At 60.4% G+C, this 25,955-nt stretch carries 25 protein-coding genes, 1 tRNA gene and 1 pseudogene; 8 read left to right on the forward strand and 19 right to left on the reverse strand.

Annotation, left to right across the window (positions count from 1 at the left end):
• Positions 1 to 108: 108 nt before the first annotated feature.
• The 3 genes from M1P90_RS05405 to M1P90_RS05415 form a co-directional block, all read right to left on the reverse strand.
• Complete coding sequence (locus M1P90_RS05405; RefSeq protein ID WP_483701630.1) at positions 109 to 1,062, reverse strand: prohibitin family protein; 954 nt, start codon at positions 1,060 to 1,062, stop codon at positions 109 to 111.
• Positions 1,046 to 1,255 carry a hypothetical protein gene (locus tag M1P90_RS05410; protein WP_483701631.1) on the reverse strand — a complete coding sequence of 70 codons (210 nt, stop codon included), beginning with the start codon at positions 1,253 to 1,255 and terminating at the stop codon, positions 1,046 to 1,048. The genes M1P90_RS05405 and M1P90_RS05410 overlap by 17 nt, the downstream gene beginning before the upstream one ends.
• A gap of 186 nt (positions 1,256 to 1,441) precedes the next feature.
• A complete protein-coding gene (locus tag M1P90_RS05415) occupies positions 1,442 to 2,488 on the reverse strand; it encodes an SPFH domain-containing protein (protein WP_483701632.1) in 1,047 nt (348 codons plus the stop codon).
• A 447-nt stretch (positions 2,489 to 2,935) separates the two neighbouring features.
• Between M1P90_RS05415 and M1P90_RS05420 the strand changes: the two genes are divergently transcribed.
• A complete protein-coding gene (locus M1P90_RS05420) occupies positions 2,936 to 4,123 on the forward strand; it encodes an ArsA family ATPase (protein WP_483701633.1) in 1,188 nt (395 codons plus the stop codon).
• Positions 4,124 to 4,340: 217 nt separating this feature from the next.
• Entirely contained in the window at positions 4,341 to 4,658 is a 318-nt protein-coding gene (locus M1P90_RS05425; protein ID WP_483701634.1) for a metal-sulfur cluster assembly factor, read from the forward strand.
• 194 nt (positions 4,659 to 4,852) lie between these two features.
• Here M1P90_RS05425 and M1P90_RS05430 read toward each other — a convergent pair whose 3' ends face one another.
• The 3 genes from M1P90_RS05430 to M1P90_RS05440 all read right to left on the reverse strand — a co-directional run bounded on the left by M1P90_RS05430 (position 4,853) and on the right by M1P90_RS05440 (position 10,351).
• The gene (locus M1P90_RS05430) at positions 4,853 to 9,154 is read right to left on the reverse strand and encodes a bifunctional RecB family nuclease/DEAD/DEAH box helicase (RefSeq protein WP_483701635.1); all 4,302 of its coding nucleotides are present in this window, start codon (positions 9,152 to 9,154) and stop codon (positions 4,853 to 4,855) included.
• Positions 9,155 to 9,196: 42 nt separating this feature from the next.
• Entirely contained in the window at positions 9,197 to 9,847 is a 651-nt protein-coding gene (locus M1P90_RS05435) for a hypothetical protein (RefSeq protein ID WP_483701636.1), read from the reverse strand.
• Positions 9,848 to 10,267: 420 nt separating this feature from the next.
• A tRNA-Leu gene (locus tag M1P90_RS05440) sits at positions 10,268 to 10,351 on the reverse strand.
• 189 nt (positions 10,352 to 10,540) lie between these two features.
• On the opposite strand from M1P90_RS05440, the gene M1P90_RS05445 reads away from it, so the two are divergent.
• The 3 genes from M1P90_RS05445 to M1P90_RS05455 all read left to right on the forward strand — a co-directional run bounded on the left by M1P90_RS05445 (position 10,541) and on the right by M1P90_RS05455 (position 13,281).
• Entirely contained in the window at positions 10,541 to 11,554 is a 1,014-nt protein-coding gene (locus M1P90_RS05445) for a C39 family peptidase (protein WP_483701637.1), read from the forward strand.
• A 136-nt stretch (positions 11,555 to 11,690) separates the two neighbouring features.
• The gene (locus M1P90_RS05450; protein WP_483701638.1) at positions 11,691 to 11,873 is read left to right on the forward strand and encodes a hypothetical protein; all 183 of its coding nucleotides are present in this window, start codon (positions 11,691 to 11,693) and stop codon (positions 11,871 to 11,873) included.
• Between the two features lie 397 nt (positions 11,874 to 12,270).
• The gene (locus M1P90_RS05455; protein WP_483701639.1) at positions 12,271 to 13,281 is read left to right on the forward strand and encodes an LLM class flavin-dependent oxidoreductase; all 1,011 of its coding nucleotides are present in this window, start codon (positions 12,271 to 12,273) and stop codon (positions 13,279 to 13,281) included.
• Between the two features lie 190 nt (positions 13,282 to 13,471).
• On the opposite strand, the gene M1P90_RS05460 is transcribed toward M1P90_RS05455, so the two are convergent.
• Positions 13,472 to 14,491 (reverse strand): isopenicillin N synthase family dioxygenase, encoded by a 1,020-nt coding sequence (locus M1P90_RS05460; RefSeq protein WP_483701640.1) that lies wholly within the window; start codon positions 14,489 to 14,491, stop codon positions 13,472 to 13,474.
• Between the two features lie 144 nt (positions 14,492 to 14,635).
• On the opposite strand from M1P90_RS05460, the gene M1P90_RS05465 reads away from it, so the two are divergent.
• Positions 14,636 to 15,424: a TspO/MBR family protein gene (locus M1P90_RS05465; protein WP_483701641.1), complete on the forward strand. Its 789-nt coding sequence runs from the start codon at positions 14,636 to 14,638 to the stop codon at positions 15,422 to 15,424.
• A 35-nt stretch (positions 15,425 to 15,459) separates the two neighbouring features.
• Positions 15,460 to 15,975 carry a putative immunity protein gene (locus tag M1P90_RS05470; RefSeq protein ID WP_483701642.1) on the forward strand — a complete coding sequence of 172 codons (516 nt, stop codon included), beginning with the start codon at positions 15,460 to 15,462 and terminating at the stop codon, positions 15,973 to 15,975.
• Positions 15,976 to 16,068: 93 nt separating this feature from the next.
• Here the strand turns inward: M1P90_RS05470 and M1P90_RS05475 are convergent, their stop codons facing one another.
• The 4 genes from M1P90_RS05475 to M1P90_RS05490 form a co-directional block, all read right to left on the reverse strand.
• Complete coding sequence (locus M1P90_RS05475; RefSeq protein WP_483701643.1) at positions 16,069 to 16,920, reverse strand: precorrin-2 dehydrogenase/sirohydrochlorin ferrochelatase family protein; 852 nt, start codon at positions 16,918 to 16,920, stop codon at positions 16,069 to 16,071.
• A gap of 234 nt (positions 16,921 to 17,154) precedes the next feature.
• Entirely contained in the window at positions 17,155 to 18,285 is a 1,131-nt protein-coding gene (locus tag M1P90_RS05480; protein ID WP_483701644.1) for an ArgE/DapE family deacylase, read from the reverse strand.
• 187 nt (positions 18,286 to 18,472) lie between these two features.
• Positions 18,473 to 19,090 (reverse strand): nucleoside/nucleotide kinase family protein, encoded by a 618-nt coding sequence (locus M1P90_RS05485; RefSeq protein ID WP_483701645.1) that lies wholly within the window; start codon positions 19,088 to 19,090, stop codon positions 18,473 to 18,475.
• Positions 19,091 to 19,258: 168 nt separating this feature from the next.
• The gene (locus M1P90_RS05490; RefSeq protein WP_483701646.1) at positions 19,259 to 19,603 is read right to left on the reverse strand and encodes a hypothetical protein; all 345 of its coding nucleotides are present in this window, start codon (positions 19,601 to 19,603) and stop codon (positions 19,259 to 19,261) included.
• A 223-nt stretch (positions 19,604 to 19,826) separates the two neighbouring features.
• Here M1P90_RS05490 and M1P90_RS05495 point away from each other — a divergent pair, with 223 nt between their 5' ends.
• Positions 19,827 to 21,329 (forward strand): hypothetical protein, encoded by a 1,503-nt coding sequence (locus M1P90_RS05495; protein WP_483698632.1) that lies wholly within the window; start codon positions 19,827 to 19,829, stop codon positions 21,327 to 21,329.
• Here the strand turns inward: M1P90_RS05495 and M1P90_RS05500 are convergent.
• The 8 genes and pseudogenes from M1P90_RS05500 to M1P90_RS05535 all read right to left on the reverse strand — a co-directional run bounded on the left by M1P90_RS05500 (position 21,326) and on the right by M1P90_RS05535 (position 25,543).
• Positions 21,326 to 21,664 carry a PadR family transcriptional regulator gene (locus M1P90_RS05500; RefSeq protein WP_483701647.1) on the reverse strand — a complete coding sequence of 113 codons (339 nt, stop codon included), beginning with the start codon at positions 21,662 to 21,664 and terminating at the stop codon, positions 21,326 to 21,328. The genes M1P90_RS05495 and M1P90_RS05500 overlap by 4 nt on opposite strands.
• A 261-nt stretch (positions 21,665 to 21,925) precedes the next feature.
• Complete coding sequence (locus M1P90_RS05505; RefSeq protein WP_483701648.1) at positions 21,926 to 22,156, reverse strand: type II toxin-antitoxin system Phd/YefM family antitoxin; 231 nt, start codon at positions 22,154 to 22,156, stop codon at positions 21,926 to 21,928.
• A complete protein-coding gene (locus M1P90_RS05510) occupies positions 22,153 to 22,551 on the reverse strand; it encodes a type II toxin-antitoxin system VapC family toxin (RefSeq protein ID WP_483701649.1) in 399 nt (132 codons plus the stop codon). Before M1P90_RS05510 ends, M1P90_RS05505 begins: the two co-directional genes overlap by 4 nt.
• A gap of 248 nt (positions 22,552 to 22,799) precedes the next feature.
• The gene (locus tag M1P90_RS05515; protein WP_483701650.1) at positions 22,800 to 23,117 is read right to left on the reverse strand and encodes a DUF2442 domain-containing protein; all 318 of its coding nucleotides are present in this window, start codon (positions 23,115 to 23,117) and stop codon (positions 22,800 to 22,802) included.
• Positions 23,074 to 23,328, reverse strand: a complete 255-nt coding sequence (locus M1P90_RS05520; protein WP_483701651.1) for a DUF4160 domain-containing protein — start codon at positions 23,326 to 23,328, stop codon at positions 23,074 to 23,076. Before M1P90_RS05520 ends, M1P90_RS05515 begins: the two co-directional genes overlap by 44 nt.
• A gap of 362 nt (positions 23,329 to 23,690) precedes the next feature.
• Positions 23,691 to 23,855, reverse strand: a pseudogene (locus tag M1P90_RS05525) (integrase core domain-containing protein); the annotation flags it as partial.
• Between the two features lie 4 nt (positions 23,856 to 23,859).
• Positions 23,860 to 24,981, reverse strand: a complete 1,122-nt coding sequence (locus M1P90_RS05530; RefSeq protein ID WP_483696769.1) for an ISAs1 family transposase — start codon at positions 24,979 to 24,981, stop codon at positions 23,860 to 23,862.
• Between the two features lie 226 nt (positions 24,982 to 25,207).
• Positions 25,208 to 25,543, reverse strand: a complete 336-nt coding sequence (locus tag M1P90_RS05535; protein WP_483701652.1) for a double zinc ribbon domain-containing protein — start codon at positions 25,541 to 25,543, stop codon at positions 25,208 to 25,210.
• Positions 25,544 to 25,955: the final 412 nt, after the last annotated feature.

The following is a 25,955-nucleotide window of genomic DNA, read 5'->3' on the forward strand; positions in this document are numbered from 1 at the left end:
AGAAAAGTGCGTAGTGCGTAGTGATTACATTTTTTGCCACAGGTCGGAGATAACACAGGGCAACTATTCAATCTGTGCCATCGGCGTACTCTATGGATATTTCCTACGCTAGCGCCCGGATGTTCCGCTAATGATGCTGGTCGCGTCGATCAGCGGGGTCGCGCCACTGCCACTAAACACCGGCAGCTTGCCATCCCAGCGCTGCAGCTGCTGGTAGCGGATCAGATCGGGCGTGAGGCTTTGCGAAAGCAGGCGGTTGGCCTCGGCCTGGGCCTCGGCGCGGATTTTGGTTGCGTCGGCCTCGCCCTGGGCCTGGGCGCGCAAGGCATTCGCCTCGCCCTCGGCCTGCACCTTATCCTGCTCGGCTTTGATCTTCGCCTGGTTGAGCGAGTATTGCTGCTGCTCGGCGGCCTGCTGGGCGGTGATCTTGGCGTCGAGCGCCTTCTGTAAATTGTCGGGCAGGTGCCAGCCGCGCAAATTCAGCGATTCGAACTTGACGAATTTCGCGCCAAAGCGCTTGTTCAGCTCGTCGGAAACGCGGCCAGTGTATTCCACGCGCTTCTCGCCAAAGATCTCTTCCCAGCCATATTGTGACGCAACATCATTCAGCACCGAGCGCGTGACCTGGCGCACCAGGTTGTCTTCGATCGTGTTGATCGGTGCGCCCGCCCAGGTTTGGTAGAGCTGCGCGGCATTGTTGCGGTCGACTGAGTACTGCACGCTGACGTCGGCGAACATCGTCTGCCCTTCGCGCGTGCCCACCTTCACACTATCATCGCCCGTGATCTTGCCCTCGCTGTTTTCCTGCACCATCACCAGGGTTTGCACGCCCACCGGGTAGCGCGTGATACTTTCGGTGAGCGGGTTGATAAATACCCAGCCCGGGTCGAGCGTGTTGGTGACTTTGTGGCTGGCTTTGTCGAACACAATGCCGACATAGCCCGGATCGATTGTGCGCCATGTCGAGAACAGCAGGCTTAGCCCAGCGATCGCGAGCAGCGCGATAATAACCAGCGTACCCAGCCGTGCAGCCGCCCGGTTCGGGCTAGCGGTGCGTGCCATTGTGATGCTCCTTTGTTTGCTGATGCGGTTGCTGATCGTCGTTGGCCTGTGTGGCGCGCTCGGCGGCTTCGTCGACGCTACGACCCAGCCGGCCCAGCCAGCCAAGCACGCTCGGCGCGATGATGATGCCGATCTGCCAGAGCACGACAACCAGAATAATCGCGACAATGAATTCCAACAAGGTTGGACTCATAGTGCCTCCTGCCGAAGGGTTCCATATTCGGCTTTGCCATGATCTACGGGCAAGCGCGTGCCAGGTTGCAGCGCAAGAGCGCGTTTGGGCAGCCGATGTGGGCAGGCATCGGGACCGCACAGCAAACGGGGCAGCCGCGTGGCCACCCCGTCTATTGTACTACGTATTCGCTTGGGCGCGAGGGCGCTATGGTGCCGTGGGCGCGTCGGTTTGCGGCTGGCTCGGCTGGCCTGGTTGCGGGGCCTGTGGTTCCTGCTGAATAATTGTTGGCGCGTTATTGCCGGTGGTCTTGTCGAGCAGCAGAGTCAGATCGGTGTTTGGGTCGACAAACCAGATATTGCCGTTTTTCAGCAGCTCGGTTTGCAGCTCGCGCTTGCGCAGCTCGAACAGCTCGGGGTTTTCGCGCCAGTAGCGCCCTTCAATTGCGCGCACCTGAGAATCGCGGTTGGCAGCCTCAAGCGCGGCTGCCGTGCGGCCCTTTTCGGTGGTTAGCGAAACCTGGGCTTCCTGCTCGGCCTGGAACAGGTTGTTAGCCTGCTGCGCCTCGATCTGCTGGCGGCGCTTTTCCTCGGTTTCGATCTGCACTTCGAGGTTGGCTTTTTCGGCCAGCAGTTTGGCGTAAGCATCGCCAACCTTAATGTCGAGCACTTTCACCGCCTCGAGATTCACATACAGCTGCTCGATTGGGCTGGGCTGGCCGTCGCCGGTTGGCGAGCGCAGCAGCTGGTTGATACGCTGGCTGAAACCGCCGCGATCGGACAAAACCTGATCGAGCGTGAACTGCGTGCTGGCGCTCTTCAGGGCGTCGTTGATAAAGCCGTCGAGAAACAGATTGAGCTGTTCGTCGCTCACGCCGATGCGGCCATACTGCGCCCGCAGCGACGGCTCGTCGGTTTTGCGGCTGTAGTCGACCTGAATGTCGATATCGTAGAGCTGCTTGTCGCTGCTGGCGACGTTCTGGCTCACCTGGCGGGTTTGCCGCTTGACATTCACGGTTTCGACGCGGGTGAATGGCGCGAACAGCCGGAAGAAGATGCCCGGCTCCTGCACACCTTCGACGGCGCCCTGCGTGATGATAATGCCGCGCTGGCCTTCGTCGATCTGGGCAAATTTGAACATCGAAAGCAGCAGGCCGCCAACGATCAGTACCACTGCGATGACGACAACGGTGCGGCCAAGGCCGCGGCCAGCCTGAGCGAGCGGGTTGCGGGGGCTTGAGTCGCGCTGGGTCATGGGGCTTCCTTTCTCATAGAAGTGGGGGTGGCGTGGTGCCGCGCGCCATATTGGGCAGAACGCGCAGCCGCCAAATGCATCATAGCATGTATATGTGTACGTGGGTAGCAACAGCTTGGTTGCAGAAGCGACTACGGACGAAGGGCCGCAGTTGGCAGTTGGCAGGCGGCAGTTGGCAGTCGGCAGTTGGCAGTTGGCAGTTGGCAGTTGGCAGTTGGCAGGCGGCAGTTGGCAGTTGGCAGTTGGCAGTTGGCAGTCGGCAGCCTTCAAACTTTGCAAATCTGGAACATTCGCAGCCAAAACCTCCGTGTCCTCTGTGCCTCCGTGGTGAAATCTCCCCTCGTCGGTTTGACATGCCGAAAGCGCAACCTTTACAATGGCGGCAGCGTATTTCTGATAGAAAACCGACAACCTGCGCGATGGCGCGCATTGAATAAAGGAACAAGCATGCGACTCATTCTGTACCTGGGCAAGGGTGGCGTTGGCAAAACCACCACCGCCGCCGCCACCGCCGCGCGCGCCGCCGAGCTGGGCCACCGCACGCTGGTGGTGAGCACCGACGTGGCGCACAGCCTGGCCGACGCGCTGGATGCGCCGCTGGGCGCGCTGCCCACGCAGCTCACCGACCGCCTGTGGGGCCAGGAAATTAATGTGCTCGACGAAGTGCGCCAGCACTGGGGCGAACTGCGCACCTACCTGGCCGGCCTGCTGCGCCGCAAGGGCGTGGACGACGTGGCCTCGGAAGAGCTGGCGATCATCCCCGGCATGGAAGAGGTCGTAAGCCTGCTGCACATCCGCCGCCAGGCCAAAGAAGGCAACTTCGACGTAGTGGTGGTCGATGCCGCGCCGACCGGCGAAACCATTCGCCTGCTGACCATGCCCGAAACCTTTCAGTGGTATGCAGCGCGCGTGATGGACTGGGACCCTGGCACGCTGAGCGTGGCCAAACCGCTGGTGCGCGCACTCATCCCGGCTACCAACGCCTTCGAGACGCTTAACCGCCTGACCAAGGGCGTCGAGGCGCTGCGCGAAACACTCACCGACCCGGAGATCAGCTCGTACCGGCTGGTGGTAAATGCCGAGCGCATGGTCATTAAGGAAGCGCAGCGCGCAGCTACCTACCTCTCGCTGTTTGGCTACCCGGTCGATGGCGTGGCGCTCAACCGCCTGCTGCCACACAGCGCTGCCGAGGGCGAGTTCATGCGCAAGCTGGCCGAGATGCAGGCCGGCTACCGCCAGGAAGTTCACGATATTTTCGCGCCGCTGCCGATCTGGGAGGCACAGCACTACCCGCGCGATATCAAGGGCGTGGCCGACCTTGCGATGGTTGGGCGCGAGCTATTTGGGCAAGACGACCCGACCAAGGTGTTTTTCAAGGGCGCAATGCAGGAAATCACCAAAGATGGCGACGAGTACGTGATGCGTCTGCCGCTCCCACATGTCGAGATCGGCAAAGTCAGCATGACCAAGCGCGGCGACGAATTGTTCATCGCGATTGGTAACTTCAAACGCGACATGATTCTGCCACTGACGCTGGCCGAGCGACCGGCCAGGCGCGCAGTTTTCCGCAATGGCGTGCTGGAAGTGCGCTTTGGCCCGCCCGAAGCGCCGCAGCCCGCGCCTGCTGCAAACTAATGACGGAAGACGACGGACGACATTCACTACGGAGACACGAAGAAAAGGAGAGGTTTGAAACAAACTTCTCCTCTTCTTCGTGAACGTCTTTTCTTCGTCTCTTCCCAGTAAAACTGCCGACTGCAAACCTTCGACTGCCCACTGCGTTTTGCCCTTCTGAGCGTCCAATGGTATCATTACGAAAGCAACTGCTAGCGAAACAAACAGGAGCACGGCAATGATTACCGAAGAAATGGTGCGCACCGCGCTGAAAAACGTCTACGACCCTGAAATCGGGCTGGATATTGTGAACCTCGGCCTGATCTACAATGTCGATGTGCAGGATCAGGGCAAGAAAGTGCAGATTGACATGACGCTGACCACGCCGGCATGCCCGGCTGGCCCGCAGATCATCGACCAGGCCCGGCGCGAGGTAGGCGCGCTGAAGGATGTCTTCAAAGAGCTGGAAGACGTGAGTGTGAACCTGGTGTGGACGCCATTCTGGAACCCCAGCATGATGAGCGAGGACGCACGCGAGGAGTTGGGCTTCTTTTAGGCACTTGTTGTAAGTTGGGATGAATTTTTTTCATCCGATCGCCAGGCATAAAAATCATTCCTCGAACTGCCGCTACCTTTGGGTGGAGGCAGTTTTTCATTATGCTGGGGTTTCAGAAGTCGTACTGATTCGCAGACACATCTCCAGGCGCTGCTTGGAGATGTGTCTTTGATACTTTGTGATGCGGTAAAGCGTTATTGCGCGTTGCCCCAAACCTCGACCCGTATCCCCTCTCGATCTCCCTGCCAGAGCTGTTCCGTGCAGGTTCGACGCAGCAGGTTCTTCCAGATCTGAGCGTTCGCAAACGTTGCTTCGTCGGTGCTGAACATCGTAAACACCGAACGCGACGCAATCAGGATCATCTTCTGCTTTGCCCGGCTGAGCGCCACATTCAGGCGGCGTGGGTCGAGCAGGAATTCACCAGCGGCGCGCAGATAATCACGGTCGCTTTCGGTTGCGCTCACCAGCACCACTGTCCGCTCGCCGCCCTGAAATCGCTCAACCGTGTCGACAGCACTGAGGCGAATAAGCCCCGATGTTGCGTCGCGTATTGTCAACGCAGGAATAGCCTCCTGCAAGGCTGCGCGCTGCGCCCGGTGCGGTACGACCACGCCAAGCCCCTGGGTCGGATCAAGCCCGTAGGCAGCTGGGTCGGCCAGAATGGACAAAATAGGCGCAGCAAGCTGCTGCTCGAACGGATTGTGTTGCTGGCTATCCGCTTCGTCATGCACAATCACGACAAGTGGGTAATCGGGGTGCAGGGCATTCGCGATGAATGGATCGGATACTGGCAATGGCGTGAGCGTTGCAGTGCGGCGCGAGAAGTAGGCAATACCGTCCTGCTCGTAGATTTCGCGGCGCAGGAAGGCCGCCATGCTGGCATGCAGGCGGAAGCTTTCGGCGAATTTGATCATGGGCGGGTTCTGCCCGCGCAGCATCGAGAACAGTGATTCGAAGGCGCGATATTGCTGGAAGGTGCGCCGCCGCTCATTCGTCCAATCGTGCTTGATAATTGGTGGCATCTGCCGGTCATCGCCGACGACGATCAACTGGCCATCGGGCGCGAGCGGCGCAGCAGCCAGCAGCGCTTCGGGAAGATTCATCTGCGAGGCTTCGTCCAGCACCAGGCAGTGGCAGAACGCCTGCCCCGTCAATGCCCGATCGGCATCTTTCAGCATGCCATAGGTGCCGCCGGGCGTGCTCGCCACGATACAGTGGCGCTGCGCCAGCACCGTCTCCAGTGCCTTCGGGTCATCCGCCTGGCGATCTTTATTGCGCTTCAATGGCGTCACACCAGTCGCAAGGTTTTCGCGCCCTGCCATGCGAAAAAGCGGCAAGTCAAACAGGCGTGAATCAATGGAGCGTTCGACAATCGCTGGATGCGTGAGGCGCCATTGCTGGAGTTGCTGTTGCAGCTCGGCAATCTTGCCAAGCAAGACGTCCGTGGCCGCGTGCGTCTTGCACGAGAGGAAAACGCGCCGCTCGATGTTTGCGGCCAGCGCACCCTGCATTCGTGCGAGCAAGGCGAACGCCGAGGTGTAGCTCTTGCCTGTTCCTGGCGGTCCCTGCACAAGCAGCGTCGGAACATCGCCATTTTCAGCAATATAGCGGCGTACTTCAGCGTCAAACAGCGGCGCATGGGCTGCGCCGGCCGCGTGCAGCGCGTCGATGCCGGCAAGAAAACGCGCCTGCCCCTCGACAGCGGCGGCCGGCCAGGTCACGTGTGCCTGGGTCGGGTCGTTCAGCCGCTCGTAGAGCGTGTTATAGCCACCCTCGCGCACCGCATCAACCATCACCGCGCACCAATAGGCGTACCAGCTATTCGGATCATCGTCGAGCGTATAGAGCTCGCCGTCGCGCAACGGAATATCGCGGCCACCAAACACGAAGCTGCGATAGGCCTCTTTCACATGGGCGCTGAAATCTGACAGCCGCACCTCAACAAAGGCTGCGGTTGCCTGCCCAGCCGCATCGCGCTCTACGACAAGGGTGGCGATGTCGGCGCGGGCCGCGTAGAGCAGTTGCTTGGGGGTCGGAGTATACGGGAATTGCTCATTGGCGGGCAGGCGTGAATCGACATCCCAGCGCGGTGCCAGCAACATCCGGTTCCCAGCTCGGATGTTGGTCAGCAGCAAGGCCTGATCAAGGTTGCAATCGACGTCGGTCAGGTCAAGCCGCAGGCGATAGGGTGCCGGCAAGGGCAGTTCTTCAGTCTCGGCCTTTTGCGCGGGCGTGAGCGTTGCGCGCTTGCGCTTCGGGTTTGCGGCAAGGAAGTCGGCCGTGTACTGCTGGCGCAGTTTGCGCCGACGCTCATTCTCGTGCAGTGTGCTAAGTAACTCTGGCACCTGGTCACTCGCACAGTAGCGGGCGATAAATGTTGTTCCAGCCAGGACGCGCCGCTCGGGCGGCAGCAAGCGCGCAGTCTTCCAGGCGCCAAGCTCGACATGCCGCTCGATCGTCACGAACTCAGCCAGCGACTGAATGAGATTGCGCGCCACACCGGAAAAACCTGCAAGGTCGGGCAGGGCAAACGCCGTTTTCTGGGTCTGGCGATTGCCGCGGAAATCGTTGGCGATGTGCTCAAGCGCATCCAGGCGCCGCGCGTGAAAGCCTGTCAATCGCTCAATGGTTGCTGCGCGGTAGTCGGCGAACTGGTCGTCGCGCTCGGCCAGCGGCAGCGCGTTCCAGGCCGCGTAGGCGTATTCGAGCGGAATATGGCTGCTGAAACGCGCGCGGCTGGTATACCACGTATCGGCGTGTTCGCCGCCAATGAACCGCCCGCGGTCGTCGAACACGCGCCGGTAAAAGATTTCGCGGTAGCGCTCGCCCGCATTCCAGTCGAAGCGCAAATGCGAGGCAACTGCCTGGAGCGATTGGCAGACCATCGGGTAATTCTTTAACTCGCGAATTTCGTCGGCAAGGTAGGTTAGCAGCGACGAGTCGAACGCCGCAATCTGGGTCATAAAGTCGTACAGTGGCGTCGCGCCAAGCACCGTCGCAAAGTGGCGTGCCAGCGCATCGAGAACGATCTGCTGTTCGAGCGCATTAAAGAAGATCAGGTGGATCGGGGCGCGCAGCTGCCCGTCGGCATCGGGCGCGGCAACCTCGGCCAGCGCGGCGATCACCGCGTTGATCCAGTCAACGAGCAGGCGCTGCTCGGTTTCCGGCGTTTCTGGTGGGCCATTTGTGATACGGACGACGCTTCGGCGACGGTCGGGGTGCGCCTCGCCGTTTTCATAGCCCACCAGCAGCGCGCCGAGCATATAGACGCGGTCGTGCAAGTAGTCGAGCTGGGCGTCGATGTAAATCTTGACCAGATTGGGATTATGGTCGGGTGCGCAGTATGGCAGCGAACCGTAGCCTTTGCTGGGGATGTATGAAAGCGCACGAATCTCATCCTTGTTCCAATGGCGGAAGCGCCGGGCACGGTGGATGAGTTCGTCCAGGCGCGGGCCGAGTGGCCAGGTTGTCGAGAGCTGCCGAATGCGCTGTTCGTGCCCCGGCGCAGCAACGAGTTCAGGGCTGTCGGGCGCAGCAAACGCTTTGATGTTCGCGAGTGCTTGCGTGGTCGTGATGCCGTGTTTGTGCAGCGCCTTTTTGTCATTCTCGTGCAGGTGCGGCAACACCGACAGGTCGTCGCGCTCGGCGCTCCATTTCATACAGAATGCGTTGTACAGGCATCCGTCACACTTGAAGCTGAGATGAAAAGTCAGATCGTCGAATGGAACACCGGCGACGCGGTTCGCTACCGAAGCCTGCCCAGTCACCAGATCGCGCACTGAGTCGCGATAATCTTCCGGGCTTGGCACCAGTTCAAGCAGTGCACCGTCAGTGTGAAAGAGTTGCTGCGCAAGCGCGCGCTGGGTTGGGTCGCCCGCTCCTTCAGGGCCACGATACAAAATCGCGGTGCGGATGTCGACGGTGGGCATTCCAGCACTTTGGAAGAGCCGGTCGAGCATTTCATGGTAGAAGCCCACCTGGAGGCGATGTTCGAGCTTGGCGCTGATTGAGCTTTTCATGTCGGCAATGATGACATGCAACTCGCCTGCGGTATCGCGTTCCAGCCGAATGATGTCGACATCGCCACGTACGGCCCAGCCATCCAGATCGACTTCAAGCCGTGGCTGAAACAGAAATTCGACTGCTTCTGGCCCAAGCGCGCGCGCCCGCGCGATCACCAGCGCATTATCGCTTTTCCGCGCACCCGGTGCTGCTGCGACCTTGCACGAGGTCATTGTTGCGGCAGTGCAAACGGCATCCTCTATTGCTTCCTCGAACTCCGCACCCGATTGCGTCAGAATTGGCGGGATCGATTGCGGCGCAACACCATAGTCGTACAAAAATTTCTGCCCAGCAGCCCGCTCGTGCAATCGCAGGCGCAGGTAGCGCTCGCACTGATCGAGGCGAATGAACTGCGAAATATCGGTCGGGGAAATTTTGCGCGGCACGGATGCGCGTTCGAGGGCTGGAAACAGTGGGATGGTTGTGGTGGCCATATGTATTGCTCCAGGAAATGATCTATTGAATAAGATGAATGATCATCGTGCCAGAAACGCCGACATATGAATACCAGGAGCATAGCCCTGCGCAATTGCGCGGACGGTTGAGCGCGGCGTAAGAACCTTGACCGTCATTGCAGGTCGAGTGATGGGCTGACCATAGCCTTCAAACGACCAGGGAACGAGCGCATTCCCGAGTACAAGATACGAGGATCCGCTGGCGTCCAGCTCTACCATCGTACCATCGGGCAAATCGCCCAGCTGCTCGGTGTAGGTCTGCTTCACTTTGTCGCGCTGGTAGAAGTGCGTGCTGATTCGTTCCGCATGTAGCATGGCGTCAATTGCATCCGCGCCTGGCGCTAAGCCACCGGTACTCTCCGCATTCGCAGCACCCCAATATCGGCAGAACGCGACGAAACGCTCGCGCTGACATTCGGCGCAGGGGCGGTGACCAGCGGCCAGCGCGGTCACCTCGTCTAAAAAGAACAAGGATGTGTACTGTCCGGGCGGCATCGGCTCGCGCTGTTGTCCCTTGAAATCAAACACGCAGATGATCCAGCGGCGCACGGCGTACTGGCGCCGAGGGTGATCAGCTTGGTCGTGCAGGCAGCCACGATTGCCCATCAGTGTCCCGCGAGCAGCTGTGGCAACGAGCTGGCCGTATGGGTTAACGCGATTTTGATAGGGCATATAGGATATTGTGCCTTTTGATGAGTAGTGTTCAAGGGATTGCTCAGCGCGGCCAGAAATGCCAGGCGGAAAAGAGTATCGGCTGGTGCCTCGGTTTTCATGATGCGCCATTGCAAGTAGGGTGGTTTATTCTCGTCGAGAATATAGCACAGCTTTGCCGCCCTTACAAACGATTTAGCACTGCCGTGTACGCCCAACACTCTTCTTTCGCGAGTTTCCTGCAAATCGATAGGCGGCATATATACAAAACGCTACGAGGGGTATTCGGAGATTCGAGAGGCGCGGATGAAATCTGAAGCGTGCGAGAATATATAATAGGGTGAAAGCTGCTTTATGCGCGTATTTTCTGCTCAAACGCACAAAAATGCCTTTGCCAAATGTTTTTTTTGGCAAAGGCATTTTATTCAGCAGGAAGCTATCTGGTGGGGACGAAGGGACTTGAACCCTTACGGATTGCTCCACAAGTTCCTAAGACTTGCGCGTCTGCCATTTCGCCACGTCCCCAATTTGCCGCATTGTAGCATAGCGCCGCCGCCGATGCAACACATGCTACAATTCTTTCTGTTGCAGGTTCGCAGGTTGCAATACGCCCTTGTGGTCTGGGCGTATAGCAATACGCCCTTGTGGTCTGGGCGTATAGCAATACGCCCTTGTGGTCTGGGCGTATAGCAATACGCCCTTTACGGAGTTTGTATGCGCGGATTTTTTTCCTGGCAAACGTTCGGCGCGGCCAGCGGCTGGGCCGCTGAAACCATCGATGGCGCGACGCAGTTCACCGGCCCGGTTGCGCGCCCAGCCGCACCCTTCGAGCAGGCGGTACCGTCGTGGTGCGCGGCCACCCCGCCCGGCAGCTGGGTCGAAGTGTATATGCGCGCGCAGTGTGGCGAACGCTGGAGCGCGTTCTACCAGATGGCGCGCTGGGACGCGGCCGCCACCGCGAGCGCGCGCACCAGCTTCGAAGCCCAGCGCGACGCCGACGGGCACGTGGCGACCGACACGCTTATTCTCGCCGCGCCAGCCGCCGCCATCCAGCTGCGCGTGCTGCTCCACGGCGGCGCGGCTGGCATGCCCGCGCTGGCGCGCGTGTCGGTGGCACTGAGCGGCGCGGGCGATGCGCCTGCCCACGACGCGGCCCTGCCCGCAATTGAGCTTGTGGTGCCGCCGCGGGCCCAGCTCGACTACCCCGACGGCCCGAATATTTGCAGCCCGACGGCGCTGAGCATGCTGCTGGCCTACTGGCAGGCCCGCACCGCCGACCCGGCCCTGCTGCCCTTCGCCGAGCGCCGCGCCGTGGCCGAGATCGCCACCCCGCAGGTGTACGACCCGGCCTACGATGGCCATGGCAACTGGCCGTTTAACACCGCGCTGGCCGGCGGCCTGGGGCTGGATGCCTATGTGGCACGCTTCGCCAGCCTGGCCGAGCTTGCGCCCTGGCTGGAGGCGGGTGTGCCGCTCGCGATCAGCGCCGCGTGGGAGCCGGGCACGCTCGACAATGCGCCCATCCCGCGCTCGTCCGGGCATTTGCTGGTGCTCGCCGGCTTCGATGGCGCGGGGCACGCGATTGTGGCCGACCCGCGCGGCGACAGCGAGGCCGAGGTGCGCCGGCTTTACAACGCTGCGCAGCTTGAGCGCGCCTGGCAGGGCAAGCCGAGCGGCACGGCCTACGTCATTCACCCGCGTGGCTGGCCGGTGCCGGCGCTGGCATAGTTCTTGCCTATAAGCAAAGTAGCAACCGTGCTAACGGTTCGTCCAGAATATGTATGGCGAATGGCGCCGCACCTGTGCTACACTGACGTGGTACATGCCAGCAAACACTGCTGCTATCGTTACAGGGAGCAAGAACATGAATACCGATACCGATGCCAAGCGCGCCTACGTTGATAACCTGATCAGCCGGCTGCGCCGCCAGTACGAAGAGCAGCAACCGCTGCCGGGTCGCGAGGAAGGGGAGGAAGGCGAGGCTTTGTCGATGTCGCTTCTGCAACGTCTGTATCGCCACGTCATGAGCGAAGGCTACGGCGAATAAACCTATATACTCGGCGGCGGCGCGGGAAACTGCGCCGCCGCTTTTTTGTGCCCGTGCGCCGTGGTTCGAGAATATGGAAAAAGAAGTCATCGCCGTTTCGGCGCGTTTGCCCGATAGCAAAGCCATGCCAGGTTTGGCGCGGGCGCAGGTGCCCAGGCGGCTTTGCCTGCTAAACACGCTGCACGCCACAAGCGGCGGTTAATAACCGACGGCAGGATGTTCCACGGCAAAGAGCGCCGGGGTTCCGGATTGAAAGTTGGAAGGTTGCATGTCGGTGCAGACTCAACATGTAACTTTCAAAACCTGCAACCTGCAAACTCACCCCGTCACCCTCCGCGCCCACGGGTGTATAATGCCCCGCGAATGCTGAAGGTCGGCATTCCCACGGAGAACCATCATGAAACGAATCCCTCTTTCGGTGCTCGATCTGGCGACGGTGAGCGCGGGCGCGACCACTGGCGACGCGCTGGCCGCCACCACCGCGCTGGCGCAGCGCGCCGAGGCGCTGGGCTACACGCGCTTCTGGGTCGCCGAGCACCATAATATGCCAAGCGTCGCCAGCACCAACCCGGCCGTGCTGATCGCTCACCTTGCGGCGTCAACCACGACCCTGCGCGTCGGCTCGGGCGGTGTGATGCTGCCGAACTTCCCGCCGCTGGTGGTGGCCGAGCAGTTCGCCATGCTCGAAGCTTTGCACCCCGGCCGCATCGACCTGGGCATTGGCCGCGCGCCCGGCACCGACCCGGCCACCGCCGCCGCGCTGCGCCGCTCGCCTGGCGCGCTGGCCGCCGAAGACTTCCCGCGCCACTTGATCGACCTGATGGGGCTGCTGGGCGACCGGCGCGCATCCGAGGGCCTGTGGACGCGCTTTTCGGCCACGCCCGCCGCAGTGGGCACGCCGGAAATTGTGCTCCTCGGCTCCAGCGGCTACAGCGCCGAGCTGGCCGGCCACCTGGGTTTGCCCTTCGCCTTTGCGCACCACTTCGACATGGGCGGCACCTTGCAGGCGCTGGCGATCTACCGCGACAGCTTCAACCCCTCGGTGGCGCTGAGCGAACCGTATGCGATTGTGACGGCCAGCGTGCTCGCCGCCGACACCGACGAGCAGGCGGCATGGTTCGCCGCGCCGGGCCAGCTCATGCGCCTCGCCATCCGCACCGGTCGTTTCATCCCGCTGATGTCGCCCGAAGACGCTGCCCGCCACCCCGACCTTGCGACGGCGCGCAGCATGCCCACCAACCAGATCATTGGCACGCCCGACGCGGCGATTGCGCGGCTGGAGTCGCTCGCCCAGCAGACCGGCGCGAACGAGCTGATGATCGCGGGCTTCACGCACGGCCTGGGCGAGCGCGCCCACAGCCTGGAGCTGCTGGCCGAGCGCTGGCTCGCCGAGGTTGCTGCGGCGTGAGTGCCGTTGGCGGATGACCGACGACCGACTACCGATGACCAGAAGTTTTACCGCAAAGAACGCAACAGGCGTAAAGAGCAGAGTGGTTGAGCCACAGAGCGCATAGAGGGAACTGAGATTGGTTTTCTTGCTCAGTGCTCTCAGTGTTCTCTGTGGCTCAATCGTTTGCCCTTCAAACCTGCAACTCAAACTACGCACCTTCCAGCAGGTCGGGGTGGTGGCGTGCGGCCACGTCGGGGTGCGAGCGCAGCCGGCTCTTCAGGTGGTTCTTGCCAACCTCGCGGAACAGCGGATTCATGGGGTCGCGGGTGAGGCCACGCGCATCGGCCGCCAGTTCGGGCGGCAGATCGAGTAGCGGCACGGTTGCGTCGAGCCGCGCGCCAAAGAAAAATGCCACCGACATGCGATCGGTGCCGGCGGGCGGCGTAACCACGCGGTGGACGTTGGCGCGCAAGAAGCCGTTCGAGGCCAGCTCGAGCACTTCGCCAATATTCACCACAAAGGTGCCCGGCATCGGCGGCGCGCTGATCCAGCCGCCCTCGTGCTTGACCTGCAAGCCCTCCTGCGTTTCCTGCAGCAGAATGGTCACAAAGCCGCCGTCCTTGTGCGCGCCAACCCCCTGGTCGCCCTCGGTCTGGTCGCGGCCGGGGTAGCGAATAATCTTCATCAGGTAGTGTGGCTCGGGCGTGTAGATCTGCTCGAACACATCTTCGGGCTGGCCCAGCGCAACGGCAAAAAGCTTGATCATGCGAATCGCAAGGTCGCTCACGGCGGCCTGGTAGCGTAGCAGCGTGTCGCGCAGCTCGGGCAGGGCGGCGGGCCACTGGTTCGGGCCACGCAGCCGCGCCCATGCCGGCGCATTCGGTTCGCGGGCCAGGGCCTCGCGCTCGGCACCAATGTCGAGCTGCTCGCGCCAGTCGCGCTGGCCGCGCGTCATTTCCATGCCCTTGCGGTTGTAGCCGCGAAAATGCGGCGAGTTGATCATCTCGACCGCCAGCTTGTCGGCTTCGGGCAGCGCGAAAAAGCGCCGCGAGAGCGCCAGCGTCTGGTCGATCAGCGCCTGCTCGACGCCGTGGCCAGTGATGTAGAAAAAGCCGAGATCGTAGGCGGTGCGCCGCACCTCTTCCAGCAGCGCCGCGCGCTCGTCTGCGCCCGCATCGAGGCGGCGGATGTCGAGCACGGGCAGGGCCGACCATTGTGTCGCTGTCATAGCAGTTCCTCGCTTGTTGGGTAAATTCGCGTTCGCGTAGTGTACGAGCGGCGGCGGGGCGTGTCAAACCGAAGGCGTGCGGGCGAGAGCCGTTTTCACACGAAATGCGTATGTGTGTCAGTGAAGAAATTTGAAGGAGGAACTATGAAACCCGGTTTGCTGCGCACAACGCTGAATATTGTGGCCCTGGCGGCCACCCTGCTCGTCAACTGGCTGGCGATTTCGCTGCCACTGAATGGCAAGGACACCGGCCAGCTTTCCGACCAGTACCCGATTCTGACGGTGCCGGCCGGCTACGCCTTTTCGATCTGGAGCATCATCTACACCGCCCTGATTGGCTTTGCGATCTATCAGGCGCTGCCCAGCCAGCGCGAAAACCCGCGCATTGGCCGGATCACGCCCTTGTTTCTGCTAAGCTGCCTGGCGAATATTGGCTGGATCTTCACCTGGCACTACGAGATTCTGAGCGTTAATATGCTGTGCATGCTGGTGCTGCTTGGCACCTTGATCGGCATTTACGGGCGGTTGCGCGCCGGTGGTGAGCAGCCCAGCACGGCCGAGCGCTGGCTGGTGCGGCTGCCATTCAGCCTGTATATGGGCTGGATCACGGTGGCGACGATTGTGAACGCAACGGTGGTGCTGTATGCGGCCGGCTGGCAGGACACTGGCACGCTTGGCGCGGCGCTGGCGGCGCTGCTGTTTGTGGTGGCGGCGGTGATTGCGACGACGATTGCGCGGCGCTTTGGCGACGCGGCCTACGCGCTGGTGATTGTGTGGGCGCTGGTGGCGGTGGCGATCAAGCATGCTGCGGTGCCGCTGGTGGCAAACACGGCCTGGGCGATGGCGGCGGTGATTGGGCTGGTGGCGGCCTATACGCTGGTGGAAAAGCTGCGCGGCGGTTTTGGGCGCGACGAGCGGGCGCGGGCGCTATAATACGGCCTGGGCCGAAGGTGCAGAAAGGCGCAGCCGTGATCCTTCCCAAACAGCGCGACCCGCGTTTTATCACAATCCGTCGCGGCGGCACGCTCACCGATGCCGAGCATCAGTTGCTGGCGCTGTGGGCGGCCGCGTGCGCCGAGCACGTTCTGCCCTTTTTCGAGGCGGTGCAGCCCGCCGACCCGCGCCCGCGCCAGGCGATTGAGCAGGTTCGGGCGTGGGTGCGCGGCGAGATTACGATGACCGAGGCGCGGGCGGCGGGCGGGCATGCCATGGCTGCGGCGCGGGCGCTGCGCGGTGCCGCCCGGAATGCTGCCTTTGCTGCCGGGCAGGCCGGGGTGGTGGCGCATGTCGCCGCGCATGAGCTTGGCGCTGCGGCCTACGCCATCCGCGCCGCGCGTGAAGCCGCGTCCCGCGGCGAGAGTGAGCAGGCTGGCCGGCTCGAGTGCCGCTGGCAGCGCGAACAGCTTCCCGATGCGATCCGCGAGCTTGTGCTGGACGACCAGCGCCTGCGCAATGCGATCTGCTGGCAGGTGTTCGAGTGCTGAGGGGCGCTGCTTGCATTGCAGATAGAGCCACAGAGAACACAGAGAGCACAGAGTTTTGTTCTGCGCAAGCGCTATAAATCGGCACAGTCCATCCTATGATGAATCAGGCTTCTGTTCCTCCAGCCAGAGCGCCAGGTGGTCGCGCAGCCGCCGCGCGCCGGACGGGTCGGTGCCGTGTGTGCTGACGGCAATTGTTGCGCCGGGCGCGCGATGCACCGCTGGCACATGAAAATCACCCTCGGCCGGCGCGTCAGCAACATTGCATAAAATATTGAAGCGAGTGGCTTCCTGCGCCACGCTGGCATTCACGGCGCGCTGGTTGGTGGCAGCGAACGCCAGCCGCGCGCCGGCCAGATCGCCCGCCGCAAAGGGGCGCGGATCCCACTCTAGCTTCCCGGCGTCGGCCAGGGCGCGCAGCTCGGCGGTGAGGGCCGGGCTGATGATGCGCACCGCCGCGCCAGCCGCCAGCAGCCCGGCGACTTTGCGCGCCGCGACTGGCCCGCCGCCCACCACCACGCAGCGTGCGCCGCGCAGCCCGGTGAGCGTGATCGGGTAGACGGCGGCGGGTATGGCGGGAGGGGATGGGAGCGTGGGCGTTGGCGCGGGCACGCCCGGCACGATCTCACTGTGCGCGCCAAGCGCAGCGAGCGCACGGCCCGCAGCCGCGCCCGCCCGAATCGCGTCGCCACTGAGGAGCAGCACGGCAATGCCGCCAGCGGCAGCGTGCCCGGCCAGGGCCGCATATTGCGCGGCGGGCGGTAATTCTGTGCTCCCGGTTGGCGCGTTGGGGGCGACGGCCTGGAGCACAGCGGCGGCGACTGGGTCGGCGGGAAGAACCAGCGTGGCGGCACCGAGCACCGTTTGTGCCCGCAGGGTCAGCAAGTCGGGCGCGCCTGGCCCCGCGCCAACAATATAGACTGTGCCAGGGGCGGGGCAAAACAGCATGGCCTTACACTCCGCTCAAGCCTTCTTTTTCCAAAACTAACCGCCTTTACCACCAAGACACCAAGGCACCAAGAGCCGAAAGAGCAATGCCAAGCTCAACACCTTACAAGAAAGCCAGAAACGTTTACCACAGAGGCACAGAGACACAGAGGCATTCGGAACGTCACAAAGACTCGGTGCTGCTATTGGGCACCAGTGTCATGGTGATTATTTGTATAGTATTCATCTACATTTTCAGGCACAAAAGGCCCGAATAAGCCGGGCGTAGATCGTGGCGCACTGCTGCACGCTCGCCATGTCGACCCACTCTTCGAGCGCGTGCGCGCCCGCGCCCGATGGCCCGAACAGCACGGTGGGAATGCCGGCCGCCGCCAGCGAGGCCGCGTCGGTCCAGTAGGGCACGCCCTGCACGGGCACGGGCTGGCCCAGCACGGCGGCGGCGTGTTCGCGCAGCAGGGCCGGCAGGGGCGCATCGGCGGGCGTTTCCATGGGCGGGCGATCGAGGCCGGGGCGCACCACCGCGCGGAACTGCGGGTTGTCGGCGGCGAGCGACTCGACCAGCGCCGTGATTTCGGCCGCGACCGCGGCGGGCGTTTCGCCGGGGACGGTGCGGCGCTCGATGGCTAGCACGCAACGCTCGGGGTAGGACGACAGCTCCTGCCCGCCGCTGATTAGCGAGGCGTGGAGCGAGCCGCTGCCGAGCAGCGGGTGGCTGGGCCGGGCCAGCAGGCGGCGGTTGAGCGCATCGAGCGCGACCAGCACCTTGCCCATCTGGGCAATTGCGTCGACCGCGCCGGGGATGGAGCCGTGCGCCGCCGCGCCTTGCGTCTCGATCTCCAGCCAGACAAAGCCTTTGTGCGCCACCACCAGCGCCAGCTCGGTCGGCTCGGCGATCAGCGCGGCGTCGGCGTGGTAGCGCGCGGCGGCGTCGAGCGTGCCCAGGCCGGCGTGCTCCTCGTCCATCACCGCCGTGAAAATCACGTCGCCGCGCAGGGGGGAATGGCGGGCCTGGGCAATGGCAAGCATGCAGGCCGCGACGCCGCACTTCATGTCGTAGGCGCCACGCCCATACATGCGCCCGCCGCGCAGCTCGGGCTGGTGCGGCGCGGCCATGCCCGCCGCACCAACCGTGTCGATGTGGCCGTTCAGCAGCAGCGTGCGCCCGCCGCCACTGCCCGGCAACCGCGCGACGACATTCGGCCGGCCGGGGCGAACTTCGTCGAGGTGCACTTCCAGCCCGGCCGCGCGCAGCCATTCGGCCACAAACGCGGCTACTGCGCCCTCGCCGGCGCCGCCCGGCACCAGCGCAGGGTTGACCGAATCGATTGCCACCAAGTCGGCCAGCAGGCGCTCAAGCGCATCCATAATGGTTTCCTTAATAACGAAAAGCGGGTACGTTAGGCCAGAAAGGTCGCAGAGACAGCATTCATCCTCACCATCGTGCTTTAGGTTGCGCGCTTACGAATGTTTGCAGGCTACACCCGCTTCGGCGAGAAGTTCGTAATAGCTTTATCCGCTGCAAGCGCGTGTTGGGCGCGCCCTGCTGGGAGCACTACGGTTGTTTGGTTTGCACAGCACTCACGATCATTTCCACGATTGCTTCGGTTGAACTGGTACCGTCGACCACGAGATCACACTGTTCCAAAACGCGCTTTCTGACTGCAATATAAAACGCTCTGCCGACACTCAAATACCACATCAAAAACTCGCGCAGGTGGTCGATAAATACATCCGGGTTTTGCTCCCAGGGCAAGAAGGCGTTTTGGCGAAGCAGCTTGCGGGCGAGCGCGATTTCAAGCGGAATATCAACGTGAACCACAAAATCAATCAAATCACGCATTTGGTCACGCGCTTTGCCAAATGGTTCTTCCACAAGCAGAACGTGGGTGGGCTGGATGCAGACAGTGGTATCGGGCGCGACGATTGTATTGCCAGAACGTAAAGCGTGCAGATCAGCAACAAATTGCGGTGAGAGAAACGCATTGGGGTCGGCTCCATTAGCGAGCCATTCGGCCGTATCGGGGAATGTAGAGGTTGCCTCGTACTCATCAATCCGTAGCACCACTGCACCACCGAAACGCACAGATAATTCGTGCAGAAGTGTCGATTTGCCCACACCAGAAGGACCGGCGAGAGCGATTACATAGCTTGACTTGCTTGATTGAGACATCGCACATCCAGTTTTCTGCATGCGCAGTGCAAGCTGCTTCAGAGGGAAGCGCCCAACGGCTTGGTGTTCAGTTAGCGCGAGCGCTGCATAGGCTTCTCTCAAAAAACGGGCGATCTTGCGCGCGAAGCGGCGTTCGCTGCAAGCGCGTGTTGGACGGCTGTTTTGGAATTACGGCTGGTGTGTCACATGATCAATCATTGGCCAGGCCGCGCTCTCGACAAGCCGAAGCGGGAGATAGAAAAGCGCGAGTGGCGCCGTTGGTCGGGAGAAATTCACGCCCGCTTCGGTGATCATGTGCTGGCTGAGTGGCGTATACCGGTTTTGTGCCGTATGGACGAGCATACCTTCCGCACGACAGGCGCCATAACTCAAGGTATAGCCAAGCAAAGCAATCAGAAAAGGCATCATCGTACGACGACGAAACGTGAGGGTTAGCGTAACCATTCTTTGCTCCTGTTGCGTCTTGATGGCAAACCAATGGGCGTCGAGCGCGCCACGTGCAATATCGATCATATCCCATACGCTGAGTGTGCGCTGGTCGAGAAGAGCACGAAACTCGGCTTCGTATCGTCGACGCCAAGAACGAGGATACAGGCAAATAAGCCAGTATTTCATGCTAAGACATGGTTTCAGGCAGACCAAGCCAGCTTTACAGTCTTTCCCTGCCTGCTGACAGACAAACTCCCTAGTGGTATGGTTGAAGGGCCAACCACAACCAATCACTAGGGAGAACCCAATGGGTCGCACACATCCTAGCACGCCCGAGATGCGTGCACAATCCGCAGCGCTGCTGCTGGCACATCAAGGCGAGTATGGTATCGTGACACGCCTCAGCCGCATACATCACGTCTCGCGCCCGACCTTGTATGCTTGGCGCGAGCACGCCCGACGCGCCATCACGGCTGCCTTTTCGCCGCCGTCTGCTCACGCGCCTGCCCGCTCCAGCGCTCGCCACATTCTGACGCTGTGGATCGCGCATGCCTCTCAGCGTGGCATTCAAGCCGCGACCCAGGAATTGCTCGGACAGGGCCTCAGTTTGCCCACCATCGTCGCAGTCCTGCACCAGGCTCAGCAGCGCGCTCTGACCTGGATGCACACGCACCTTCCTTCTTCCACTCGCGCCTTGGCGCTCGACGAAATCTTTCCCGCTCACGGTCGAGCCGCCTATCTGAACGTGGTCGATGTGCACAGCGGCGCAGTTTGGGCCTCTGAAGGACCGCTGGCGGTCGATACCGAGAGTTGGACCTTGCTGTTGTGGAGCTTGCAGGAGCGTGGCCTGCGATGGGAGCGGGTTGTGATGGACGATGGCGCACCCATGCACAGCGCCTGCCAGCACGTCACGCCCGATGTGCTGGTGCAACTCGACCACTGGCATCTGTTCCAAGCCTGCTCGCTGGTGCAGGCTCGCCTGCAGCGCCGCCTGAGCCAGATGCACGCGCGTACAGCGGCAGTTGAGCGCCAAGCTGCCTGCCTCGAGCTTGGGACACGTCAGCGCGGTCGGCCGACCAAGCGCACGCTTGAGAGCCACAGCCAGGAATTGGCGGCAGCGACCGATGGTGTCGCTGCGCTGGCCTATTTGACCGACGAGTTGCATCGATTGCTGGCGGTGGTGGTGGTCGGGCGCAAGCGGTTGCTGAGCTTGGCCGAGCGGCAAGACGAACTGGACGCGCTGCTGAGCTTGTTGGACGAATTGGCAGAAAGCAGCGCGGGAGAGCAGCAGGCCGAACTGGGGCGCCTGGCGCGCCGCATTCGGAGGCAAATGCCAAAGCTGCTGAGTTTTGGTGCCCAGGTGCAGCAGGTGCAGCAGGAGCTGAGTGGAGTGCTGGCAGCCGAGCGGCAAGCGCTGCTGGGATGGGCTTGGCTGAGGCGGAAGGAATTGGCGTGGACCGATGCGGAGGTGATAGCGGCGGTGCCAGTGGACTGGCGTGCGGCGGCGCGAGTGCTGCTGACAGCCTGGCAGGAGGCGGTGCAGGTTTCGAGCGCGGTGGAGCGGTGGCATAGCATCCTGCGCCCACATCTGGCGGTGCGGCGAAGGCTGACAAACGGTATGCTGGCGTTGCTGGCAGTTTGGCACAACCATCGTGTGTTTACTCGTGGGAAGCATAAAGGTCAGAGCCCGCTGCATCTGAGCGGGATGCGCGATGCGCCGACTGACTGGCTGGTGGCATTAGGCTATCCACCAGCCAGCACGGAGCATTCACCAGCGCATCTGATGCCTGAGTGGACGCTGGCCGCCTAATCACAAACTGTAAAGTACCTACAAACCATGTCTAATCGTTGCAATCCAATTACCGCAATTGATTGAATGTGCGAAAGCTGTGTGTGGAGCAGGCGTTTTCCAGCATCGGTGAGTTGATACGGCTGGCGTCGGTCTTCGGTAGGCAGCGGCGTAATCAGCTGCTGACGTTCAAGCCGAGCCAAAGCGGCATACAGCGTGCCAGGACCAAGGCGGACAGCATACAGCTGCTCAATATCTTCCATCATGGCATAGCCATGCTTGGGACCATCAGCCAAACTGATGAGAATAAGCAGAGCGGGTTCGAGAAAACGTCCAAGCGGTTCGCCATCGACCATGTGACAGCTCCTGCAAATCAGCCGAGTATATACCGTTTCGCGATATACCGTTTCACGTAATAATAGACGAGAGGAGCGACAGTGTCAAGAGTCAATAAACGGGAGATTGGGCAGAGAGGGAAATGGCTGACGTCCAACGGGTTGCGCTTTAGCGGCGCCGCAAGCGCGCCACAAGATAACCTCAAAAACGGCACGATCTCGCGCGCGAAGCGGCGTCCGCTGCAAGCGCAACCCGTTGGACGTCAGCCTAGTAGTACAAGATTATTCGTAGTTCCGGCGGCTTTCTTGAATACTTTCGAGCAGTTCTTGTTGTGTTATTGGGCGATGTAACTGAACACCGGGAATATCCAGCGGTGATGCTGTTTGCGGTTCCGGCGTCAAGACAAAACTCTGCCCATCACGACGCTGAATACGTACCGCTCCATCTCGTCGCGCCTGCTCAAGAATTGCGGCAAAATTTTGGCGAGCTTCGGAAAACGTATAGCTCTTCATGGTGTTATCTCCACAACGCTAATCTGGGCGGCACGAGCAGCTGTCTTCAACCCTCTATCAAGGGTGATAAGTGAGCACGATTGCTGGCGGGCACAGACGATGAAATAGGCATCATAGGCGTAAATCTGATGTTGTTCGACAACAAGCACAGTATCATCAAGTGGAACATCAAGAAAACGAATGGGTATCTTTTGATATTCAAGTAGAGCTTGACGTGCTTCAGCAAGCGTAATGCGTTCGCGCTTGATCATCGCAGAGAGCGCATTCCCAATTTCCCAGTGAAGAGAAAGAGGGGCGACAAGCTCAGCGCCGGTTGTGAGACGAACAAGTTCAGATTTAGTGGGTTCATTAAGCACCACCGCAAGGATAATGGAGGTATCGATAACTAAGAGCATACGCGCCTCTGTACTCGTACAATTGTACAAGTACCATAACACGCGAACGGTGAAAGATCAAGAGGGTACTGAATGAAGAACGTATGGTGACGCGCCCAACGGGTTGCGCTTAGCCGCCACGAGCGCTTGGTACTGCCATTCAAAATAGCACTGATCTCGCGCGCGAAGCGGTCAACTGCAACGCCGTGTTGGGCGCGTGAGCATACCGAGCCAATGATCGTGGAGAAAACACCTGACAATGCGACGCTTTAGGTGTGGGACGTGCGTCGTTGTTCTAACCACCGAGCGAATGATGCGGGGCTTTCGCTCGATTTTCGTCCAACCAATAATCCCTCAACACCAATATCCTCATCAAGATCTGGCCAATGCAAGCCGAAACCTGCGCCAGCAATTTCCACATTCGCGCGCTCGGCCTCTGTTCCGTGGACAAGACGCGGAAACCAGCCAATTGGTACGGAAATTGTGCGGCCGTCTTCGAGATCGACCGTGAGTGTATCATCGGTGATGGCAACATGAGTCGCTCTAGGTGGAGCTATCAGAACCGATGCAGAATCTGTCCCACTCATTGCGCAGATACTCCAAATGGTCGCGGGCGATCCGTTCGATCTCCCGTAACTCTCTTCGCGAATAGCCGTGATTATCAACCACATAGATGTCTGGATCAAGCCAAAGTTTGGCACTCAGGTGGCCGCGGTCGACATGCATGTGGCGAGGTTCTCCACAATCATACGAGTAAAAATAGAAACGGTACGGCCCGATACGGAGTGCGGTTGGCATTGCACATCTACTCAAACAGATCATCCAAGACAGATTATACCATACGGGAATATGCCTGGAAAAATGATGGGTGTGACGGGGGTGTGACGGAAAGTCTTGCAAGTGGTTATAGTGGCTCAACTTGTCAAGACACTTTTTTCGGCAGTTATCCGTTGACTGCGAGCGCAAAACGATTGACAGTCAAGACGAGCAGCGTCGAGCAGAATGCCTCCGCACTACGCCTGGCGTGAGCTGTCCACAGCCCAATGGAGCGACTTGATTGGCCGACTTGCTCTCTCTCCGGTAGAGCCTGCTGTGGGCAGGTCATGCCGGGCCGCCGAAGGCGCCAAGGTCGGCTCTATCTGCCGTCAGGTAGGCATTCCAAAATACCAGGTCACTGGGGTTTGGTAACCGAGCGCCTCATGTGGGCGCTTATGATTGTACAAACCGATATATCGCGTGATGCCAGCCCGCGCCTCACGTGGAGTGCCATAATCGTGGAGATACACCTCCTCGTACTTGAGTGAGCAGGGCCAACGCATTACAAATGTTCTACAGACGTGGCTCAACCTGAAGCACTTTCATCGCATAGGCATCGTCCCAAGTCGCACGCAGCCGCTTCTGACGTACACTCGCCTTCAACGTCGTTTCCTCGCGCAGCAGGTTCAACACCAAGTGCCGAATAATTGCCAGATTATGCGCTGAGTGACCAATTCGCGCGCGGCTGTCATCGGCGGCAAACACCACATCCAGCACCCAATGCAGCCGGTTTTCGATCCCCCAATGCTGCCGAATGGCGTCTGCAACCCGCTCGGCTCCCAGCGGCAAACTTGATATGTACGAATGTGTCTCCTCGCTCGTCACACCATCACACGTGCGCGTCGAATGCACCCTTACAACCGAGCGCAACTGCGACCAGCGCGCGCGGTCGACGATGCTCTCCACTTGGTCACAGCTGCGATATTCGCGCCGTTCGCTCCGTCCGTGACCTTCCATTGTGATGATGCATCGATCCAGGTGTTCCTCTTCAATCGGCTCGGCAAAGATGCGTGCAATGTCGCGCGCCAGTTGCGGCTGGTTGTCTTTACACGCCAGCACATAGTCACCACCCTGCGCCACAATCTGTTCGGCAATCGCCACCTGGCAGCCCATCGCATCAATCGTCACGATGCAATCGTTGATGTCGAGCAGCGAGAGCAGCAGCGGGATGGCGGTGATCTCATTCGATTTGCTGTTCACGCGAACCTGACCGAGAACCAGGTGATTGGCCGCCGAGAACGCGCTGACGATATGCAGTGGCGACAGGTCGATCGCACGGTCGTGGGTACGACGTTCGGTTTTGCCGTCAATCGCAATCACATCGCCGGGCAGTTTGGCACGAATGGTGTCGACCCAGGCGAGAAAGGCGGATTGGAACGCGGTGGGATTAAGACGCGCAAAGACACGGGCGAAGGTGTCGTGCGACGGAATGCCAGCGGGCAACTCGAGAAACTGCTCCAGCAAGGCGTGTTTGGCGTGGCCATAGGCTTCGATGTCGGTCCAGCCATCAGCACTGCTCAAAACCGCGCAAATGGCAATCGAGATGATGTCGATCAGTTTGTGGTGTTTACAGCGGTCGATACGCGGGTCGGGCAGATCGCCAAAATGGCGAGAAAGCGACGTCGGTAATTCCACCACACACCTCCTGCTGCTGGAAACCATTCAGAGAGGTGATTATAGCATCAGAAACGCGATGGCGAGTTGCTCACTCTGATGCACGAGTGCACGAAAAACAGCATAAAGAACCACATTGCTTTGTTTCGCCCATACTGAAAGCGTTTGACAGACAAAACGTCGTTTTATGCTTCATTCATAATGCGTTGGCCCTGTCGGTCATGCACTCTTCACGTTGCTTCACCACTCATGAAGTGGTTTCTGGTTGTGCATACGCTTCAATATAGCCACAGTGCTGACATCGATAGAAATATACAGGTAATACAAAACGTTGCTGACCATAAAGCTTTTTTGGACCAAACGAATAGTCTGGTAATCCTGCAACCCAATAAATATCTCTTGAATGATCTGTATTGGTTAGAAAACCCACTTCCATTACCGACGCGCATTTTGAACAGGTCTTCACCATACTGGAGGCAAGCCGTTGCGTGCCGCCCGTAAACGAGCCGGGCAATGAGGTGCCACAGAAGCGACATACAAAAGCATCTGGCAGGATCTCTTCGTGGCAAGTCGGGCAATTCATCGCAGATATCTTTCGTACTCATTGCAGAAAAAGAAAGCTGTTGAATATACGCTGAGGGTGATAAAAAGTTCCCGATGGGTTCTCTAGAGTAAAGTGAAACCGGCTTATAGTTTTTGGTGAAGCCTTCAGATGGATAGTTATATTGATAGCCTGTCGCATCAGAAAGCCAAATTCTGAGATGCCTGACAACAGATTAATAAAAGCACAAAGTACTGTGATACTCGCGGAGTATCGTTCAAATGGAAAAACGTTGAAGCGAAGGCCCAACGGTTTGGCATTCAGCTGCCGCGAGCGCGTTGGACAAAGCTTCTCAAAAACCAACGATCTCGCGCGCGAAGCGGTCGGCTGCAATGCCGTGTTCGGCGGCGACATCAGTATTGATTTCATATTTTAAGGCGTCGGTGTTAATGAA

This window comes from Kouleothrix sp. 19917 (assembly GCF_057073505.1).